This window comes from Trueperella bernardiae (assembly GCF_001469025.1).
Lineage (GTDB): Bacteria > Actinomycetota > Actinomycetes > Actinomycetales > Actinomycetaceae > Trueperella > Trueperella bernardiae.
Genome location: NZ_LNIZ01000002.1, coordinates 140,342 through 156,855, shown reverse-complemented (window position 1 = coordinate 156,855; position 16,514 = coordinate 140,342). Strand labels below are relative to the sequence as shown.

Below are 16,514 nucleotides of genomic sequence, written 5' to 3'. Positions count from 1 at the left end.
GCACCGCGGGCTAGGATGAAAACATGAATATTCCACAGCTTGGCTTTGGCACCTACAAGATCGACAACGACGCAGCGCCGGCGGCCGTGGCCTCCGCGCTCGAGGTGGGCTACCGCCACATTGACACCGCGCAGATGTATCGCAACGAGCTCGGGGTGGGCCGGGCGCTCGCGGCAACGGGCATCCCCCGTGAGGATATCTTCGTCACCACGAAGCTCAACACCCCCAACCACCGGCCCGACGACGTGCGGCGGACCTTCGCCCAGTCGCTGGCGGACTTGCAGACCGACTACGTGGACCTCTTCCTTATTCATTGGCCGATGCCGATGTTCTACGGCGGGGACTTCATCACCACGTACCGCGTGATGGAGGAGTTTGTGGAGTCGGGCCAGGCGCGCGCGATTGGCGTGTCGAACTTTGAGATCCACCACCTGGAGAAGCTGGCGTCGGGCACGTCGATCCTGCCGGCGGTCAACCAGATCGAGCTGCACCCCTACTTTACGAACGCCGAGCTGGCGGCCTACTGTGCCGAGCGCGGGATCGCGGTGGAGGCGTGGTCGCCGCTCGGGCGCGGCGGCGTGCTGGACGATCCGGTGATCGGGGAGGTCGCGGCCGAGGTGGGGGCCACCCCGGCGCAGGCGGTGCTCGCCTGGCACCTGGCCAAGGGCCACATCGCGATCCCGAAGTCCACGCACGCAGATCGCCAGAAGGAAAACTTCGCCTCGCAAGACGTCACGCTCACCGAGGATCAGATCGCGCGGATCGACGTGCTCGACAGGGGCGAGCCCGGGCGCACCGGCAAGCACCCGGACGTGTTCGACCGCATGTAAACATTCGTCTTTGCGGCCGGCGGGGACTAAAATCGTCTCCGCCGGCCGCGCCAATTTCGGCCAACGTTGAAAGGTTATTCATGGTCACGTACGCGTACACGATTGCAGGTTCTGAAGCCACGGGCGGAGCGGGATTCCAGGTGGATCTCAAGACGTTCCATGAGCTCGGCTGTTACGGCCTGGGTACACTCACCTGTATCGTTTCCTTCGACCCGGCGGATGGCTGGAACCATAAGTTCGTGCCCGTCGAGTCCGGCGTGATCAGCGACCAGATGCGCGCGGCGATGTCGCACGCCAACCTGGATACGGTCAAGATCGGTATGCTGGGCACGGTGCCCACGATCGACGCCGTCGCCGAAGGCCTGAAGAGCCAGGAGTGGAAGAATATCGTGGTGGACCCGGTGCTCATCTGCAAGGGTCAGGAGCCGGGCATGGCGCTCGACACCGATAACGCGCTGCGGGAGAAGATCCTGCCGCTGGCCACCGTGGCCACCCCGAACTACTTCGAGGCCTGCACTCTGGCCGGCATGGACAAGCTCGAGACCCTGGAAGACCTGGCCGAGGCCGCGATGCGGATCTCGGAGCTGGGCCCGAAGTACGTGGTGGTCAAGGGCGGGATGGACTTCCCGGGCGACGAGGCCGTGGATGTGCTGTGGGACGGCGAGCAGGCGCTCGCGTACTCGGTGCCGAAGATCGGCAACTCACGCGTGTCGGGCGCGGGCTGCACGTTCGCCGCCGCGATCACCGCGGAGCTGGCCAAGGGCTCGGATATCCACAAGGCCGTGCGCGTGGCGAAGGACCTGGTCACGCAGGGCATCGACGCGCAGGTGCGGGCCAACACCCCGTTCTCCACAGTGTGGCAGGGCGCGTTCGAACCCAAGCAGGACGCCGACTACACCTACGCCGCCCAGATGGACTACTCGGACGCCACGCCCGACGAGGGCGAAGGCTGTAGCGGCGACGGCGACTGCGCCAACTGCGGCGAGGGTGGCTGCGGTAACGGCGCCGGCAGCTGCGACAAGTAATATGTATCCGGATTTCGCGGCCGCCCGGGTGTTCCTCTACGAGCACCTGGCGGCCGCGCCCGCATCCGAGGGCTCGCGCCGCTACCGCTACGAGCACTGCCTTCGCGTGGCCCGCATCGGCCGCCGGGTCGGGCTCGAGGCCGGCCTGGACGCCGACGCGCTCGAGCTCGGGTGCCTGCTTCACGACGTCGGCAAGTACGACGCCGCCGTTCCGGTCGATCACGGCCGGGCGGGCGCGCTCGTCGTGAAAGAGTACTTCGATGGCCTCGGCTTTGGCGGGGCGGCGGCCGAGGAGATCGCGCAGGGCATCGCGATGCACGTTGACGGCCGGTTCAACCCGCGCGAGGACGGGGAGGGCACCGACGCCGACGCGCGGGGCCGGGCCTATCTCGTTTTTGACCGCGAGCCGGGGCTGGTGGCGCGCTCGATCGGGGACTGCGACAACGTGGACCGTTTCAGCGCGTACCGGATCGCCGACACGCTGCGGTACGTGGACTTCATGGCCAAGTCGACGCCCGAGCAGCTCGCCTTCATCGACTCCTACCTCGAGTCCCTGCGCGCCCAGTACGACTACGAGTGCGCCACGACGCCGGCCCATGAGCTGTGGATAGCGAACCTGGACTACCAGTGGGAGTTCTTCCAGCGCCTGGGCGCGGAACTCAGCTGAGCCGCCGCCGGCGGGCGGGCCGGCGGGCGGGCCGGCGGGCGCACCCCTGCTCCGACCCCAGCCCTCGCTCTGCGCAAACGGGATACTAAACCGCAAGATGCGGCACAAAATAACGGGAAATTAGTGCCGCATCTTGCCGAGTAGTGCAGCATCTGTGGGGGGGGGCGTGGCCGGAGGGCTGGTTGTGGCCCTCTCCCGGGCGCACCCTGGCCCCGGGCCGGGCCGGCCGCGCCGCCACCCTACATCCCCACCATCTTCTCGTTGGCCTGCACGGTCCACTCGGCGTGGATGCGCGGCAGGTAGTTAGTGAAGTGCAGGCGCAGCCGCATGCCCTTCGTGCTGAAGTAGGCCAGGATCCCGAGCACGGTCAGGAGGTTGACCCCGCCGCCCAGCAGCAGCGTGGACCGCGGCCCAAACACATCCCCGAGCCAGCCGATGATCGGCGCGCCCAGCGGGGTGCCGCCCAGGAAGATCGCCATGTAGATCGCCATGACACGCCCGCGGTACAGCGGGTCGGAACTGAGCTGGACCGCGGCGTTCGCGCTGGTCATAACGGTTAGGGCGAAGAACCCTGCGGGCACGAGCAGCACCGAGTAGGCCAGGTAGTTCGGCGTGAAGGCCAGCCCGATCGTGGCCAGTGAGAACGCCATGAGCGACAGGAGGATGGTGCGCAGGCGCGGCCGCTTGCGCCGCGCCGCCATGAGCGCGCCCGCCAGCGTGCCGATCGCCATGATCGTGCCGAGCAGGCCGTACTCGCCCGATCCCTTGCCGAACGCCTCGGTGGCCATCGTGGCGTTAAAGATCTGGAAGTTCATGCCGAACGTGCCCAGCATGAAGACGATGACCAGCAGCACCACGATGTCCGGCTTCGACTTCACGTACCTGAAACCGCCGCGCGTGGCCCCCTTCTTCTCGGCACGCGGCGAGGGGTGTAGCTCGGAGGTCTTCATCGCGAGCAGCGCACCGAACATGCCCACAAACGACAGGGCGTTGATGAGGAGTGCCGGGGCGACGTCGTCGTTAAAGGCCGCGATCATGAAGCCGGCCATGCCCGGGCCGATGAGGCGCGCCGCGTTGAACGACGTCGAATTCAGGCCCACGGCGTTCGCCAGCCGGTCCTGCGAGACGATTTCGGGGACGAAGGCTTGGCGGGCGGGGTTGTCGAACGCGACCACCAGGCCCTGCGTGAACGCCAGCGCGTAGATGTGCCACAGTTGCACCGCGCCGGTGTACACCACCAGCCACATCGCCACGGCGTTAAGCCACAGCAGCCCCTGGGTGACCATGAGGACCTTACGCTTGTCCATCCGGTCCACGATCCCGCCCGCGTAGGGGGCAAGGAACGGGATCGCGAGGAACTGCAGCGCGGTGACGATGCCGAGCGCGGCGGAGGAACCTTCGGTGAGGTCGGTCAGCACCAGCCAATCTTGGGCGACCCGGAAGATCCACGTGCCGATATTCGACACCAACGCCCCGGCGAAAAAGTACCTGTAGTTCCTGACCTCAAACGACTCAAACGTGCGCGACATGCACCATCTCCTTAAAGAATCAGGCTAGTCAACCCCCAGGATGTTGTCTATCGGCCAGGTCACGTGCTACTTTACTCTCCGCCGAAGTTGGCAAAGCGCGTGTAGTTGCCCTGGAAAGCCAGCTCGATCTTCGCAGTGGGGCCGGAGCGGTTCTTGCCCACGATCACCTCGGCGGGCGGCGGGTTCATGGAGCCGTCCTCGGCTTGGGGGCGGTTGATGAGAAGGACGACGTCGGCGTCCTGCTCGAGCGAGCCAGATTCGCGCAGGTCGGACACCTGCGGGGTCTTGTCGTTGCGCTGTTCGGGGTTTCGGTTGAGCTGGGCGATTGCGATGATCGGCACGTCGAGCTCCTTGGCGAGCAGCTTGATCGACCGGGAGAATTCCGAGACCTCTTGCTGGCGCGATTCGGGGGTGCGCCCGCCTGAGGTGAGGAGCTGGAGGTAGTCGATGACCACCATTTCGATCCCGTGCTGCTGGCGCATCCGCCGGGCCTTCGCGCGGATTTCCATCATCGTGAGGTTGGGCGAGTCGTCCACGTAGAGCGGGCCCTCGGCGATCCGGGCCAGCGTGGTGGAGATGCGCTCCCACTGGTTTTGACGGATGTCACCGGAGATTAGGGCCGACAGCGGGATCTCCCCCTCCGCCGCAAGCACGCGCATGGCCAGCTCCGTGCGCCCCATTTCCAGGGAGAAGAAGGCCACCGGCTTGTTCTCACGGAAGGCGATGTGCCGGCAAAAGTCCATAGCGATGGTGGTTTTCCCCATGCCGGGACGCGCAGCCACGATCACCATCTGCCCGGGCCGCAGGCCGTTGAGCACGCCGTCGAGCTCGTGGAATCCGGTGGCGAGCCCCGAGACCTTCCCGTCCCGGCTCGCGTTGATCTCCAGCTCCTCGATCAGCCCGGGCACGATCTCGCGGAAGGGCGTGTAGTCGGACTTCGTGCGCGACTCGGTCATCTGGAAGACCTCAGACTGAGCCATGTTCACCAGTTCGACGACGTCGGCGCCGTCCGTCGTGTACCCCAGCTGGGTGATGCGGGTGCCCACCTCGATGAGGGAGCGCAGCTGGGCCTGCTCGTGGACGATCCGCGCGTAATAGGAGGTGTTCGCGGCGGTGGGCACGCCGTTGACGAGGTCGAAGATGTAGGTGCGCCCGCCCACGCGCTCCAGCTCGCCACGCCGGGCAATCTCCGCGGCCACGGTGATGGCGTCGGCCGGCTCGCCCTTGGAGAACAGGTCGAGGACGGCGTCGTAAATAATGGTGTGTGCGGGACGGTAGAAGTCGGCGCCTTGCAAGATCTCGATGACGTCGGCGATCGCGTCCTTGTTGATCATCATGCCGCCCAGCACCGAGCGCTCCGCCTCCATGTCCTGCGGCGGCACGCGCTCAAACACATTCTCGCTCACGGCCCCTCCTTCACTCTCGGTTAGACCTTACCTGCCGCGGCCGGCTCGCGTGTAACCCCCGGGAAACTCGGGTGCGGCTTCCTGCGCGGGCCATGTTGTCAAATCGTCGACGACGACCGAGCCGTCAGTTTTCCACAGGCTGCGGCTTTGTCTGTGGCTTGTTGAAGAAATACGGTGGACACTCGCGGGGCCTCTGTGGATGTTAGAGGGATAACGACCGCAGGTTGTCCACAGCGTTACACACATGCGCCGAGATTTGTGGAAAGGTGGTGCGGTTTTGGCGATATTTCTTCAACAGCACTATCCACACCAGTGGATAAGCAACCGGGATGTTGACAAGTTTTCACCTTAGGCCGCGACACGCTACTTGAAGAACACGCCGGCGTGTCATCGGGCCCGCGAGCAAGCGTTGGCGGGCCGCGCCGGCGGGCCCTGCGGTATTCTTATGGTGTAGGCAGGGAGGAATCATGGTGAGTTTCTATTCCGACAACACGACCGGTTCGGCGTGGGTTTCCTCAACGAAGGGCTTCTCGCTCCCGCACCGCGCGGAGAGCCTCGAATCGCCCTTCCTAGCGGGCGACTACGCGAAGGCCAATAAGCGCCGCCAGAAGCGCGACAGGCGCCGGGCCCGCGAGATGGCCAAGCGGGCACCCCGCTCCTTCACGGAGGCCCCGCGCCAGGACGCCCCGCCGCGCCAGCCCACCCGCACCATGAACGCCCAGCCGGTCCAGCAGCGTCAGGCCCCCGTCCGCATGCCACCCCAGCAGGGCCCGGGGATTTCGCAGGCAAGCACGATGACGGTGGGCCGCCTCCGGGGCGTCACGGTCTCACGGGATACCTCTTTCTTTGGCCGCATGTCGCGCACGATGCAGAACTTCTCCAATAGCCGCCTCACCTCGGTGACGAACAATTCGTTCCCGGCCAGCTCGGGCTTCGCGCTCGACGGCGTGGAGCTGACCAAGGGCGAGTACAACGCCTGGATCGGCGGTGATCCGCAGGCAAACGCGCAGGTCGTCGTCGTGACGGAGGCCCCCCAGCAGAATCCTGGCCGCTAGGGGCTGCCCGGCGTGAGTATTGACCGCGAGATCCGCCAGCTCGCCCTGCCCTCGCTCGCCACGCTGCTGGCCGAGCCGCTACTGGTGGCCGTGGATACGACGATGATCGGCCGGCTGGGCGCGAACCCGCTGGCCGGCCTGTCGCTGGCTTCGACGTTGCTCACAACGCTGGTGGGCGTGTGCATTTTTCTTTCCTACGCGACGACGGCGGCGACCGCCCGTTTCGTCGGCGCGGGCAGGCCCGACCGGGGCTTACGTCAGGGGCTGGACGGGATGTGGCTCGGCGCCCTCCTTGGCGTGGCGCTCGGCGCGGTCCTGGCGGGCTTCGCCCCCGCGATCCTCAGCTGGTTCGGGCCGGAGCCCGCGGTCCTCAATCAGGCGGTGGCCTACGCCCGTGCCTCCGCGATCGGCCTGCCGGGTATGCTGCTGGTGCTCGCGGCCAACGGCACGCTGCGCGGCTTCGCCGATACCCGCACGCCCCTCATCGCCGCCACCGCCGGCGCCCTGGCGAACATCCCACTGAACGCCGCGCTCATCTACGGCGTGGACCTCGGGGTGGCTGGCGCCGGGCTCGGCACCGCGATCGCCCAATCCCTCATGGGGATCTACCTGGCGTGGATGGTCCTCAGGCTGGCCGTGGCGCACGGCGTCTCCCTCGCCCCCAGCGGCGTGGGCGTGCTGCGCGCTGTTCGCGACGCCGTCCCCCTCATCATCCGCACCCTCTCCCTGCGCGGGGCCATCCTTCTCCAGATCGCCGCCGCCACAGGGCTCGGTACGGTGGCCCTCGCCGCGAACCAGATCGTCATGACGATGTGGAACTTCGCCGCCTACGGCCTGGACGCCCTCGCCACCGCCGCGCAGATCCTGGTCGGCCAGGGCCTGGGCTCGGGCAATCGCGAGCGTGTGCGCACAATCCTCTCCCGCTGCCTGGCCTACGGTTTGAAGGTGGGGGCGGGTCTCGGCGTGGTCCTCGCGGGCCTGTCGTTCGTCATCCCGCGGGTGATGAGCGTGGACGCGGGCGTCGCGTGGCTGGCCACCCAGTCCATGTGGGTCACGTCGCTCGCCCTGCCGATCGCGGCGGTGGCCTACATGCTCGACGGCGTGCTCATCGGCGCCGGCGACACCCGCATGCTCGCCACCTACATGCTCACCGCGTTGGCTGCCTTCGCCCCGCTCGCCCTCCTCCTCGCCGGCCCGGGCCGCCACCTGGGCACGGCCGGCATGCTGATGCTGTGGTGCGCGTACGCGATCGTTTTCATGGCCGTGCGCGGGGGCACGATGCTGTGGCGCGTACGTACCGACACCTGGATGCGCCTCGACTGAAGCTCATCGCCCTACCTGTGAAAACACCCCCTGCGGTATGATGCTCTTAGCGACATCGCATACCCTCGGGGGACGGGCCGCCAATTTAGGCTATCCGAAACCTAAGGAAAATGGTTGTACAACTCACCACCCGAAAGGCGAACCTATGAAACGAGCGAAGCGGTTGGTTCTCGGCAGTGTTGCCACCTCCAGCCTCATCCTTTCACCCACCGTTGCACTTGCTACCACCGACGACGCCAGCCGCGCGGCCGCCGTCGAGACTGAGACCTCCGTCGAAGCTGAGGCTCCCGCGACAGAGCCCGCCGAGGACGCGGCAAAAGCCGAACCCGCGCCCGAAGGAGCCGGTTCGGACATCGTCGTGCTCGACCTATACAACCTCACCGACATCCACGGCCACATCGAGCAAACGACCAAGAAGGTTGGCGGGAAGGTGACCGTCAACGAAGCCGGCCTGTCCGCCATGTCCTGCTACGTCAAGGAAGCGAAGAAGAAGAACCCGAACTCCCAGCTCGTGCTCTTGGGCGACAACATCGGCGCCTCGCCGTTCACCTCGGGCTCACAGCACGACAACCCCACCATCGCCGCCCTCAACAAGATGGACGTGTTTGCCTCCACGATCGGCAACCACGAATTCGACAAGGGCCAAGAGGTCCTGCGCGCCCGCTTCACCGGCGGCACAGTGGATGGCGTGACGTACGAGAAGGTCAACTTCCCCTACCTCGGCGCCAACATTACGGGCCTCGAGGGCCTGGGCACGTACGAGGTCTGGACGTCGCCGTCGGGCGTCAAGGTCGCCTTCATCGGCGCGATCGAGGACGACGCCGACACGAAGGTCTTCCCCGGCACGTTCGACGGGATGGAGTTCTCCAAGCCCGTCCCCGTGATCAACGACCTCGCCAAGGAGATCAAGACCAAGGGCGAGGCCGACGTCGTCATCGCGATGTACGATAACGACGTCGCCCAGTCCTACCCCAAGATGGGCGAGTACGTGGACGGCATCATGGGCGGCGACACCCACAAGCCGTACTACTTCACCAAGGTAGCCACCGAGTCCGGGCACGTGCTGTCGGCCACCGCGTCCGGCAGCTTCACTGACAACCTGTCCAACCTGCGCATCACATACGACACGAAGGCGAAGAAGGTTGTGGACTCCGAGGCCGTCCAGATCACGGCCGCCGAAGTCGCCACCTGCGGCGACGACCCGGAGGTCAAGGCCGTAGTCGACCAGGCGAAGACCGCGGCCCACGAGGCCGGCTCGAAGGTAATCGCCGACGGCGCGGGCAACTTCTCACGCGGCTACCAGCAGACCGTCAAGGACGGCCAGGCGACGCGCGGCGAGAACCGCGGCACCGAGTCCACGATCGGCGGCCTCATCGCCGACGCAATGCGCGAGACCATCACCACGCTCGACGGCGACCCGATCGACATCGGCATCATCAACGCCGGCGGCATCCGCGCCGACCTCCTGCCGGCCGACGGCAAGGTGACCGTGGCCGACGTGTTCAAGGTCCAGCCGTTCTCCAACGAGGTCGGCTACGTGAAGATGACCGGCGCCCAGTTCAAGACCCTGCTCGAGCAGCAGTGGAAGGTGCTCGGCAAGGATTCGACCCGCCCGATGCTCAAGCTCGGCCTGTCGAAGAACGTGAGGTACACCTTTGACCCGTCCAAGCCGATGGGCGAGCGCGTGACCTCCATCCTTATCGACGGCGCGCCGATCGACCCGGCGAAGACGTACACCGTGTCGTCCGTGACCTTCCTTCTCTCCGGCGGCGACTCCTTCGACGTACTGAAGGATCCCTCGATCGCGGGCACGCTCAAGACGATCCCGGACCGCCTGGATCGCGACTTCTTCGGCGCGTACCTGACGAAGAACCCCACGGTCCAGCCGCGGGAGACCAAGCAGTCGGTGGGCGTGAGCCTCACGGCCGACGTCGCGGGCAACACGGCGTCGGCGAAGGTGAGCCTGCGCGGCCTGTCCTTCTCCGGTGAGGGTGAGGCCCGCACCAAGGACGTCACAGTCAAGCTCGGCGACGTCACCGCCACCGCGAAGGTCAACAACACGCTCGAGGACGCGAACGCGGCGAACGAGAACGCGATCGTCACCGCCGACGGCGTCGGTTACGTTGACGCCCCCATCTCCCTGACCGCCACTGCGCAGTGCAAGACGGCGGGCACGGTCCACCTCCCGCTCACGGTGCTGAACGAAGCAGGCGTGGAGCTCGTGGGTGAAGCCGCGGGCCTCGGCGTCGACGTGGCGTGCACGCCCGCAGGCGGCGACTCCGACGAAGGCGAGCAGGGCGGCGACCACGGCCAGTGCATGGTCATGGACCGCCCGGCCAAGCCCGCGCGCGCCACCGGCAAGCTCGGCGAGGCCACCGGCGATGCGTACGCTGACCTGTGGTCGGTCGATAGCTCAGGTGCCGTGCACTTCTACGCCGGCACCGGCAAGGGCCTCGTCCACCGCGGCGTGGTCATGTGCGGGGCCAAGGACATCGTGGAGATCGACGCCATTCCTGACGTGAACGGCGACGGGCGCGCCGACGTCTTGGCCCGCTACGAGAGCGGCGACCTGTACTACATGTACTCGGCCGGCGACGGCTTCCTCACCAAAGGCCTGAAGGCCGGCCATGGCTGGAACGCGATGGACAACGTCACCTACGTGGGTACACTCGGCTCCTCGAAGGACACCTACGTGGTGGCCGTCCAGGTGGCGACCGGCGACCTGTACCGCTACAACGTGAGCGCCGTAGGCTTGCATAGCGGCATGAAGATCGGCCACGGCTGGAACTCAATGCGCTTCGTCTTGGCCCCCGGCCAGTTCAGCGGCTCGGCACACAACGACCTGGTGGCCATCCACGAAGACGGCCGGATGTTCGCCTACGAGGGCGCTGCGAACGGCTACCTGTACGGCGTGGGCCAGATCGGCCACGGCTGGGGTGGCTTCACCTACGCCTCCATCCCCGGTGACCTCAACGGCGATGGCAAGTACGACCTGATCGGTATCCGCAACGAGGGCACGATGTTCTCTTACCTGAACAAGGCCAGCGGTTCGTGGACTCCAGCTACTCAGATCGGGCACGGCTGGCAGAAGATGCTGACCATCAGCTAAATCTCCGGCCGCCTCCCCTGGGCCCCTGCCGTTCGTGGCGGGGGCCCACTCTTATGCCCCGCGCCCAACTGCGTTTCGCGTCACCAAAAGTGTTTTGTGCACACTCAAATCGGGGATTTGAGCGACGTGAAAACACTTCGCGTGACGCGAAACGGAAGGGGGCGACCGGCCGGGCGCCCGAGAACGGCGGGCAGGCCAGGTGGGCGGGCCGGCCAGGCCCGGTCGGGCCATCGGCACACACCGCCGGGCAGCAGAAGGGGGCGGGGCGCTCCCGCGCCCCGCCCCCTATGCGGCTTCAGCCGCGTGCTGATCGGATTACTCGGCGACCACGTTGATCTTCACGTTGGCCACGATCTCCTCGCCCAGCTTCACCGAACCGGTGTACTCGCCCACCGACTTGATGGCCGACACCAGGTGCACCTGGCGGCGGTCCACCGGCTTGCCGGTGACGGCAGCGGCAGCAGCGGCCACGTCGGCGGTGGTGACGGCGCCGAAGAGGCGGCCGTTCGCGCCGGCGGTCTTGGCGATCTGCAGGGTGGCGGTCTCGAGCGCGTCGCGCGACTCGCGTGCCGACTCGAGATCCTCGGTGGCGCGGCGGCGGCGGGCCTCGTTGATCTGATCGATCTGACGCTGAGCGCCCTTGGTCCACGCCGTGGCGTAGCCGCGCGGGATCAGGTAGTTGCGGCCGTAACCGTCCTTGACGGTGACCACGTCGCCCGGTTGGCCGAGCTTTTCAACTTCGTGAGTCAGGATGACCTTCATTTATTTATCCCCTTCCTCAGCGGTTCGAGCTCGAGAACGGAAGAAGAGCCATCTCGCGAGCGTTCTTCACGGCGCGGGCGATCTGGCGCTGCTCCTGGGTGGAAACACCGGTGACGCGGCGAGCGCGAATCTTTCCACGGTCGGAGATGAACTTGCGAAGCGTGGCGGTGTCCTTGTAATCGACGTGCTCGATCTTCGCAGCCTTCAGCGGGTTTGACTTCTTCTTGGGCTTACGCAAAACAGGCTTTGCGACCATGATTGAATTCCTCTTTATCTGTGAACATTCCGGCGGCGAGCACTGCCCGCTGGCCGGTTAACAATGGTGGATCAGAACGGCGGGTTGTCGTCGAATGCCGATCCGCTTGGCGCCTGCGACCACGGGTCCTGGCCCGAGCCGCCCTGAGGCGCGTTGTAGGATGCTTGACCGCGTTGCTGGCCCAAGCCGCCCTGGTAACCGCCGCCCTGGTTGTAACCACCCTGACCGCCGCCGGAGCGGTTGGTCTTGGTGACCTGAGCCGTGGCGTAGCGCAGCGACGGGCCGACCTCATCTACCTGCATTTCCACGGACGTGCCTTGCGAGCCGTCCTGGCGCTGGTAGTTGCGGATCTGGAGCCTGCCCTGAACGACCACGCGCATGCCCTTCGACAGGGATTCGGTGACGTTCTCTGCGTATTCGCGCCACACCGAGCAACGAATGAAGAGGGCTTCGCCGTCTTCCCATTCGTTGGTGTTGCGGTTGTAGGTACGCGGGGTCGAAGCGACCGTGAAGGAAGCGACTGGCGTACCCGAGCCAACATACTTGAGTTCCGGATCTGCGGTGAGATTCCCGACGACGGTAATAATCGGTTCGCCTGCCATGTCCTTCTCCTTCTTACTCGGCTGCCGCCGCGGCCTTGGGCTCGTAACGGAGCAGCTTGGTGCGCATGACGGTTTCGTTCAGGCCCAGCTGGCGATCGAGTTCCTTGGCGGTGTCCGGCTCGGCCGTCATGTACACGACGACGTAGATGCCTTCGCTCTTCTTGTTAATGTCATAGGCGAGGCGACGCTTGCCCATGATGTCCACGTTGTCGAGGGATCCGCCCTCAGCCGGGACGACGGCGAGCATCTTGTCCAGCGTGGGCTGGAGGGTGCGCTCGTCCACTTCCGGGTCGAGGATGATCATCATCTCGTAACTACGCATGTCTACCCACCTCCTTTGGTCTCAACGGTCACGGTCCTTCCGTGACAGGAGGGTTCATGCTCTGTCATAGACAGACAAAGACCAATTCTAGCCCATCCGCGCGCTTAGGCCACTGCGCAATGCGCCACATGTGGATGCCCGGCGGTCGCGCGCGACGCCGCCCGGGCACCTCACGCCCAACGGCCCAGACCCGGCGTCTCGCTTCGCGCCCGGTGCCGGCCCCCTAGCCGTCGGCAGGTTCTGACGACGGATCGGGCTCCGGCTCCGGGCTGGGGGGCGCGCTCGGCTCCTCGCTTGGCGCCTCCGTGGGAGCCGGGGTGCTGGGGGCCTGGGTTGGAGCCTCGGTGGTGGGGGCCTCGGTGCTCGGCTCCTCGCTCGGCTCCTCGGAAGGCTCCTCGCTGGGCTCGGGCGCGGGCGCCGGGGTGCGCTTCGGTGTCAGCTGGCCAATCAGGGTGTCGACGTTCGGGAAGTACTCCACGTCCATATCCGCGGTGGCCGTCGCCATGTAGTCGTGCCACACCTGGGCGGGGAAATCGCCGCCGGCCACCTGATAGACCCCACCGAACGGTTCGAGCACGGCCTCTGAGCCGTCCTCACCCACGGCGTACATGTTGACCACCGTGACCATCTGCGGGACGTAGGCGGCGAACCACGCCGACTTCGGGCCGGTGGACGTGCCCGTCTTACCGGCCGCCTCGCGGCCAGGCAGCGCCGCGTTGGCGGCCGTGCCACCGTACTTGAGCGTGTTTTCGAGGACGTAGGTGGACAGCTGGGCCGTCTCCTCGCTGATCGCCCGCTCACCAACGGTGTTGCCCGTGTAGATCCGGTTTTCGCCCTGGAAGACTTCGCGCACGATGTGCGGGGTGGTCTTCTCCCCGCCGTTGGCGATCGTACTAAACGCCGTGGCCATGTCCACCGCTCGCGGGGAGGCCGAACCGAGCACGTTGCCCACCCCGTTATCCAGACCCGGGGTGTCCTCCGGCAGGCCGAGCTTGACCGCCATGTCCCGCGTCTTGTTCGGGCCGATCTCCTCATTCAGCTTGATGAAGCCGGTGTTGAGCGACTGCGCGGTCATGTTCGTCAGCGGCACGCTGTAGTAGCTGCGCCCGTCCACATTGTTGAACGTCAGGTCGGTGCCACCGGGATTGGCGATCGTGTAGGTGGCCGGCGAATCGTAGCGCTCGAGCGGAGAGATGCCGGCGTCCATCGCGGCCGCTACCGCGAAGGCCTTGAACGTGGACCCGGCCTGCGCCCGGTCCTGTAGCGCCGAGTTGCGCTGGCGCTCCAGGTAGTCCTTGCCGCCGTACATCGCGTAGATCTCCCCGTTGCGCGGATCGACCGAGATGAGGCCCACGTAGTAGTTATCGGGCTTGTCCTGTGGCAGGTTCGCCACGGCCTCCACGGCGGCCTGCTGCTTGGCCGCGTCGATCGTGGTGACGATCCGGTAGCCGCCGGTGGCCAGTTCTTCCTCCGTGAACCCGTTGTCCACCAGTTCGTTGCGCGCGGCCGCGAGCAGGTACCCGTCCGTTCCCGCATACGCGTTGTCCTTGCTCGGTTCGAGCACTTCCGGGAACGACGCCGTATCCGCCTCTTCTTGCGTGATCCACCGTTCGGAGACCATGCGGGCGATGACGCGCTCGAAGCGCTGTTCGGCCCGCTCCGGGCTGACGGCCGGATCCCACGCCGAGGGTGCGGGGATGATGCCGGCGAGCGTTGCGGATTGGGACAGCGTCAGGTCCTTGGCCGGCACGCCGAAGTAGGCCTGCGCTGCCGCCTCGATGCCGTAGGCGCCGCGCCCAAAGTAGATGGTGTTGAGGTAGTTTTCAAGGATCGTTTCCTTCGACTGCTGACTGTCAATCTTCAGCGCGAGGATCGCTTCCTTGAGCTTGCCGAACAGCGAGGTGGTGGTGCCTGTGTAGTAGCGCTCCACGTACTGCTGGGTGAGGGTGGACCCGCCCTGGGTGGGCTTGCCCTGGATGTTGTTCCACAGGGCGCGCGCGATGCCGCGCAGGTCCACGCCCGAGTTCTCGTAGAACGACGAATCCTCCGAGGCGATGACGGCGTGCTGGAGGTGCTCCGACACGTCGGCCAGGGACACCGAGGAGCGGTTGAGCTCTGAGAACGATCCGAGCTCCGTGGCGCCATCGGAGTAGTAGACCTTCGTGGTCTGCGCGAGCGCGAAGTCGTCCACCTCGGGGATGTTCGTGGTGACGTACAGGCCGGCGAGGGCGCCGATCCCCAGCGCGGTCAGAGCGAAGAACGTGCCGAGGAAGAAGCGCCACGACGGGATCCAGCGGCGAATCGGCCCCAGGCCCTCGCGTGGATAACCGCGGCCTTTTGCCTTCGCCTTCTTCTCTTTTCCTGCCATCGCTGCCTCTCAGTTCTTCGCGCGCGTGGGCCGCGAACGTTTCATTTTCCGCCGCCGCTCCTTGGGAGTGGGGACGGCGTACGCTCCCTGCCTGTCTTTTCGCACGATGTGTTGCTCGGAGATGAGGTAGGCATCGAGCCAGCGGGCGCGTGGATCGGAGTCTACTAGCAGAGCCTTAAAGAACAATGTGAGCGGCACCGCAAGGATCGAGCCGAGGATGCCCACCACCACGGTCCACAACGCCAGCGAGATGAAGGTGACCGTGGGCGAAAGCCCCACCACGTCACCCGTGAACTTGGGCTGGATGAAGGTCTGGATCGCCACGTTGATGATCGAGTACAACACGAGCACCCACACCATCGCCTGCCAGCCCTGGTCGAGTTGCGCCATGAGCATGGGCGGGATGACGCCGATAACGAAGCCGATGTTGGGAATGTAGTTGGTGACGAACGCCCAGTACGCCCATGTCCACGCCAGCGGCACGCCCATCACCTGGAGGGCGAAGCCGTCGATCACCGCCACGATCAGGCCGAACAGGGTGGAGACCACCCAGTAGGAGCGCACGCGCCGCTCGAAGTCGGACATGGCCCGGCCGATGTTGGCGTGGCGCTTGTTGATGATGGCCACACGCCCGGAGGTGATCGTGGTGTCGATGGTAATGAAGAACGCAGCGACTCCCACGATCGCGATGAGCCCGCCCACCGACGACATTTTGTCCACCAGCTCCCACGCCAGGCTGACCACCGAGTTGAAGTTGATCTGGTCGAAGAAGTTTGACAGCTCCACGTTCTCAAACCCCAGCCGGGTGAGCAGTTCAGTGGCCTGGTCCATCGTGTTCTCGAAGTTGATGGAGTAGTTCATCAGCGTCTGCGGCACGGGCGTGAGCAGCAGGATCGTGACCCCGAGCATCCCGAACACGATGAGCGCGAGCACCGTGATGACCACGGTGGCCGCCAGCCACGACGGCAGGCCGTGCTTGATCATCTTCTGCCCGATCGGGCGCACGGCCAGCACGAGCGTGAGCGCCAGGAAGATCGGCGTGAACACCGAGGAGATGGCGTTGAGGCCGATCCCCAGCACTGTCATGAGCGCGAGCACCACGAGAATCATGAGGCCGCTCGTTTCGCGGTCCTCAATCTGCACCGGCGGCGCCGGCGGCTCCTCCTCGGGGAGCTCGCGGGGAAGGTCTTCGTTCGTCATGACTTCATCATCTCACCTTCCTCCGACACTCGCGGGGAAGGTCCCCATCACGACACCCCT

Annotated in this window: 14 protein-coding genes; 6 read left to right on the top strand and 8 right to left on the bottom strand. The window is 65.9% G+C overall.

Annotated elements, in window-relative coordinates:
* Window positions 1-23: 23 nt before the first annotated feature.
* The 3 genes from AQZ59_RS02670 (at window position 24) to AQZ59_RS02660 (ending at window position 2,522) form a co-directional block, all read left to right on the top strand.
* Window positions 24-830, top strand: a complete 807-nt coding sequence (locus tag AQZ59_RS02670) for an aldo/keto reductase (protein WP_062612915.1) — start codon at window positions 24-26, stop codon at window positions 828-830.
* 80 nt (window positions 831-910) lie between these two features.
* On the top strand, window positions 911-1,855 hold the full coding sequence (thiD, locus tag AQZ59_RS02665; RefSeq protein ID WP_082661103.1) for a bifunctional hydroxymethylpyrimidine kinase/phosphomethylpyrimidine kinase: 945 nt from the start codon (window positions 911-913) through the stop codon (window positions 1,853-1,855).
* 1 nt (window position 1,856) lies between these two features.
* Entirely contained in the window at window positions 1,857-2,522 is a 666-nt protein-coding gene (locus AQZ59_RS02660) for an HD domain-containing protein (RefSeq protein ID WP_062612913.1), read from the top strand.
* Window positions 2,523-2,761: 239 nt separating this feature from the next.
* Here the strand turns inward: AQZ59_RS02660 and AQZ59_RS02655 are convergent, their stop codons facing one another.
* Window positions 2,762-4,051 carry an MFS transporter gene (locus tag AQZ59_RS02655; protein ID WP_062612911.1) on the bottom strand — a complete coding sequence of 430 codons (1,290 nt, stop codon included), beginning with the start codon at window positions 4,049-4,051 and terminating at the stop codon, window positions 2,762-2,764.
* A 71-nt stretch (window positions 4,052-4,122) separates the two neighbouring features.
* Window positions 4,123-5,457, bottom strand: a complete 1,335-nt coding sequence (dnaB, locus tag AQZ59_RS02650) for a replicative DNA helicase (protein WP_062612909.1) — start codon at window positions 5,455-5,457, stop codon at window positions 4,123-4,125.
* A 467-nt stretch (window positions 5,458-5,924) separates the two neighbouring features.
* Here dnaB and AQZ59_RS02645 point away from each other — a divergent pair, with 467 nt between their 5' ends.
* From AQZ59_RS02645 to AQZ59_RS02635, 3 genes are all read left to right on the top strand, one after another.
* Window positions 5,925-6,512, top strand: coding sequence for a hypothetical protein (locus AQZ59_RS02645; RefSeq protein ID WP_062612908.1), 588 nt, complete (start codon window positions 5,925-5,927; stop codon window positions 6,510-6,512).
* 12 nt (window positions 6,513-6,524) lie between these two features.
* Complete coding sequence (locus AQZ59_RS02640; RefSeq protein WP_236698644.1) at window positions 6,525-7,835, top strand: MATE family efflux transporter; 1,311 nt, start codon at window positions 6,525-6,527, stop codon at window positions 7,833-7,835.
* Between the two features lie 145 nt (window positions 7,836-7,980).
* Window positions 7,981-10,944: a bifunctional metallophosphatase/5'-nucleotidase gene (locus AQZ59_RS02635; protein WP_062612904.1), complete on the top strand. Its 2,964-nt coding sequence runs from the start codon at window positions 7,981-7,983 to the stop codon at window positions 10,942-10,944.
* Between the two features lie 315 nt (window positions 10,945-11,259).
* Here the strand turns inward: AQZ59_RS02635 and rplI are convergent, their stop codons facing one another.
* The 6 genes from rplI to AQZ59_RS02605 form a co-directional block, all read right to left on the bottom strand.
* Window positions 11,260-11,706: a 50S ribosomal protein L9 gene (rplI, locus tag AQZ59_RS02630; RefSeq protein WP_062612902.1), complete on the bottom strand. Its 447-nt coding sequence runs from the start codon at window positions 11,704-11,706 to the stop codon at window positions 11,260-11,262.
* Window positions 11,707-11,722: 16 nt separating this feature from the next.
* The gene (gene rpsR / locus AQZ59_RS02625; protein ID WP_038101734.1) at window positions 11,723-11,962 is read right to left on the bottom strand and encodes a 30S ribosomal protein S18; all 240 of its coding nucleotides are present in this window, start codon (window positions 11,960-11,962) and stop codon (window positions 11,723-11,725) included.
* Window positions 11,963-12,033: 71 nt separating this feature from the next.
* On the bottom strand, window positions 12,034-12,564 hold the full coding sequence (locus AQZ59_RS02620; protein WP_062612900.1) for a single-stranded DNA-binding protein: 531 nt from the start codon (window positions 12,562-12,564) through the stop codon (window positions 12,034-12,036).
* Between the two features lie 13 nt (window positions 12,565-12,577).
* Window positions 12,578-12,886 carry a 30S ribosomal protein S6 gene (rpsF, locus tag AQZ59_RS02615; RefSeq protein WP_062612898.1) on the bottom strand — a complete coding sequence of 103 codons (309 nt, stop codon included), beginning with the start codon at window positions 12,884-12,886 and terminating at the stop codon, window positions 12,578-12,580.
* 223 nt (window positions 12,887-13,109) lie between these two features.
* Window positions 13,110-15,254, bottom strand: coding sequence for a transglycosylase domain-containing protein (locus AQZ59_RS02610; protein WP_062612896.1), 2,145 nt, complete (start codon window positions 15,252-15,254; stop codon window positions 13,110-13,112).
* A gap of 9 nt (window positions 15,255-15,263) precedes the next feature.
* On the bottom strand, window positions 15,264-16,454 hold the full coding sequence (locus AQZ59_RS02605; RefSeq protein ID WP_062612894.1) for an AI-2E family transporter: 1,191 nt from the start codon (window positions 16,452-16,454) through the stop codon (window positions 15,264-15,266).
* Window positions 16,455-16,514: the final 60 nt, after the last annotated feature.

Excerpts from the sequence above, each read along its gene's own strand:
- AQZ59_RS02670 (WP_062612915.1), top strand. The coding sequence starts at position 24 with ATGAATATTCCACAGCTTGGCTTTGGCACCTACAAGATCGACAACGAC.
- thiD (WP_082661103.1), top strand. The coding sequence starts at position 911 with ATGGTCACGTACGCGTACACGATTGCAGGTTCTGAAGCCACGGGCGGA.
- AQZ59_RS02660 (WP_062612913.1), top strand. The coding sequence starts at position 1,857 with ATGTATCCGGATTTCGCGGCCGCCCGGGTGTTCCTCTACGAGCACCTG.
- AQZ59_RS02655 (WP_062612911.1), bottom strand. The coding sequence starts at position 4,051 with ATGTCGCGCACGTTTGAGTCGTTTGAGGTCAGGAACTACAGGTACTTT.
- AQZ59_RS02645 (WP_062612908.1), top strand. The coding sequence starts at position 5,925 with ATGGTGAGTTTCTATTCCGACAACACGACCGGTTCGGCGTGGGTTTCC.
- AQZ59_RS02635 (WP_062612904.1), top strand. The coding sequence starts at position 7,981 with ATGAAACGAGCGAAGCGGTTGGTTCTCGGCAGTGTTGCCACCTCCAGC.
- rplI (WP_062612902.1), bottom strand. The coding sequence starts at position 11,706 with ATGAAGGTCATCCTGACTCACGAAGTTGAAAAGCTCGGCCAACCGGGC.
- rpsR (WP_038101734.1), bottom strand. The coding sequence starts at position 11,962 with ATGGTCGCAAAGCCTGTTTTGCGTAAGCCCAAGAAGAAGTCAAACCCG.
- AQZ59_RS02620 (WP_062612900.1), bottom strand. The coding sequence starts at position 12,564 with ATGGCAGGCGAACCGATTATTACCGTCGTCGGGAATCTCACCGCAGAT.
- rpsF (WP_062612898.1), bottom strand. The coding sequence starts at position 12,886 with ATGCGTAGTTACGAGATGATGATCATCCTCGACCCGGAAGTGGACGAG.
- AQZ59_RS02610 (WP_062612896.1), bottom strand. The coding sequence starts at position 15,254 with ATGGCAGGAAAAGAGAAGAAGGCGAAGGCAAAAGGCCGCGGTTATCCA.
- AQZ59_RS02605 (WP_062612894.1), bottom strand. The coding sequence starts at position 16,454 with ATGACGAACGAAGACCTTCCCCGCGAGCTCCCCGAGGAGGAGCCGCCG.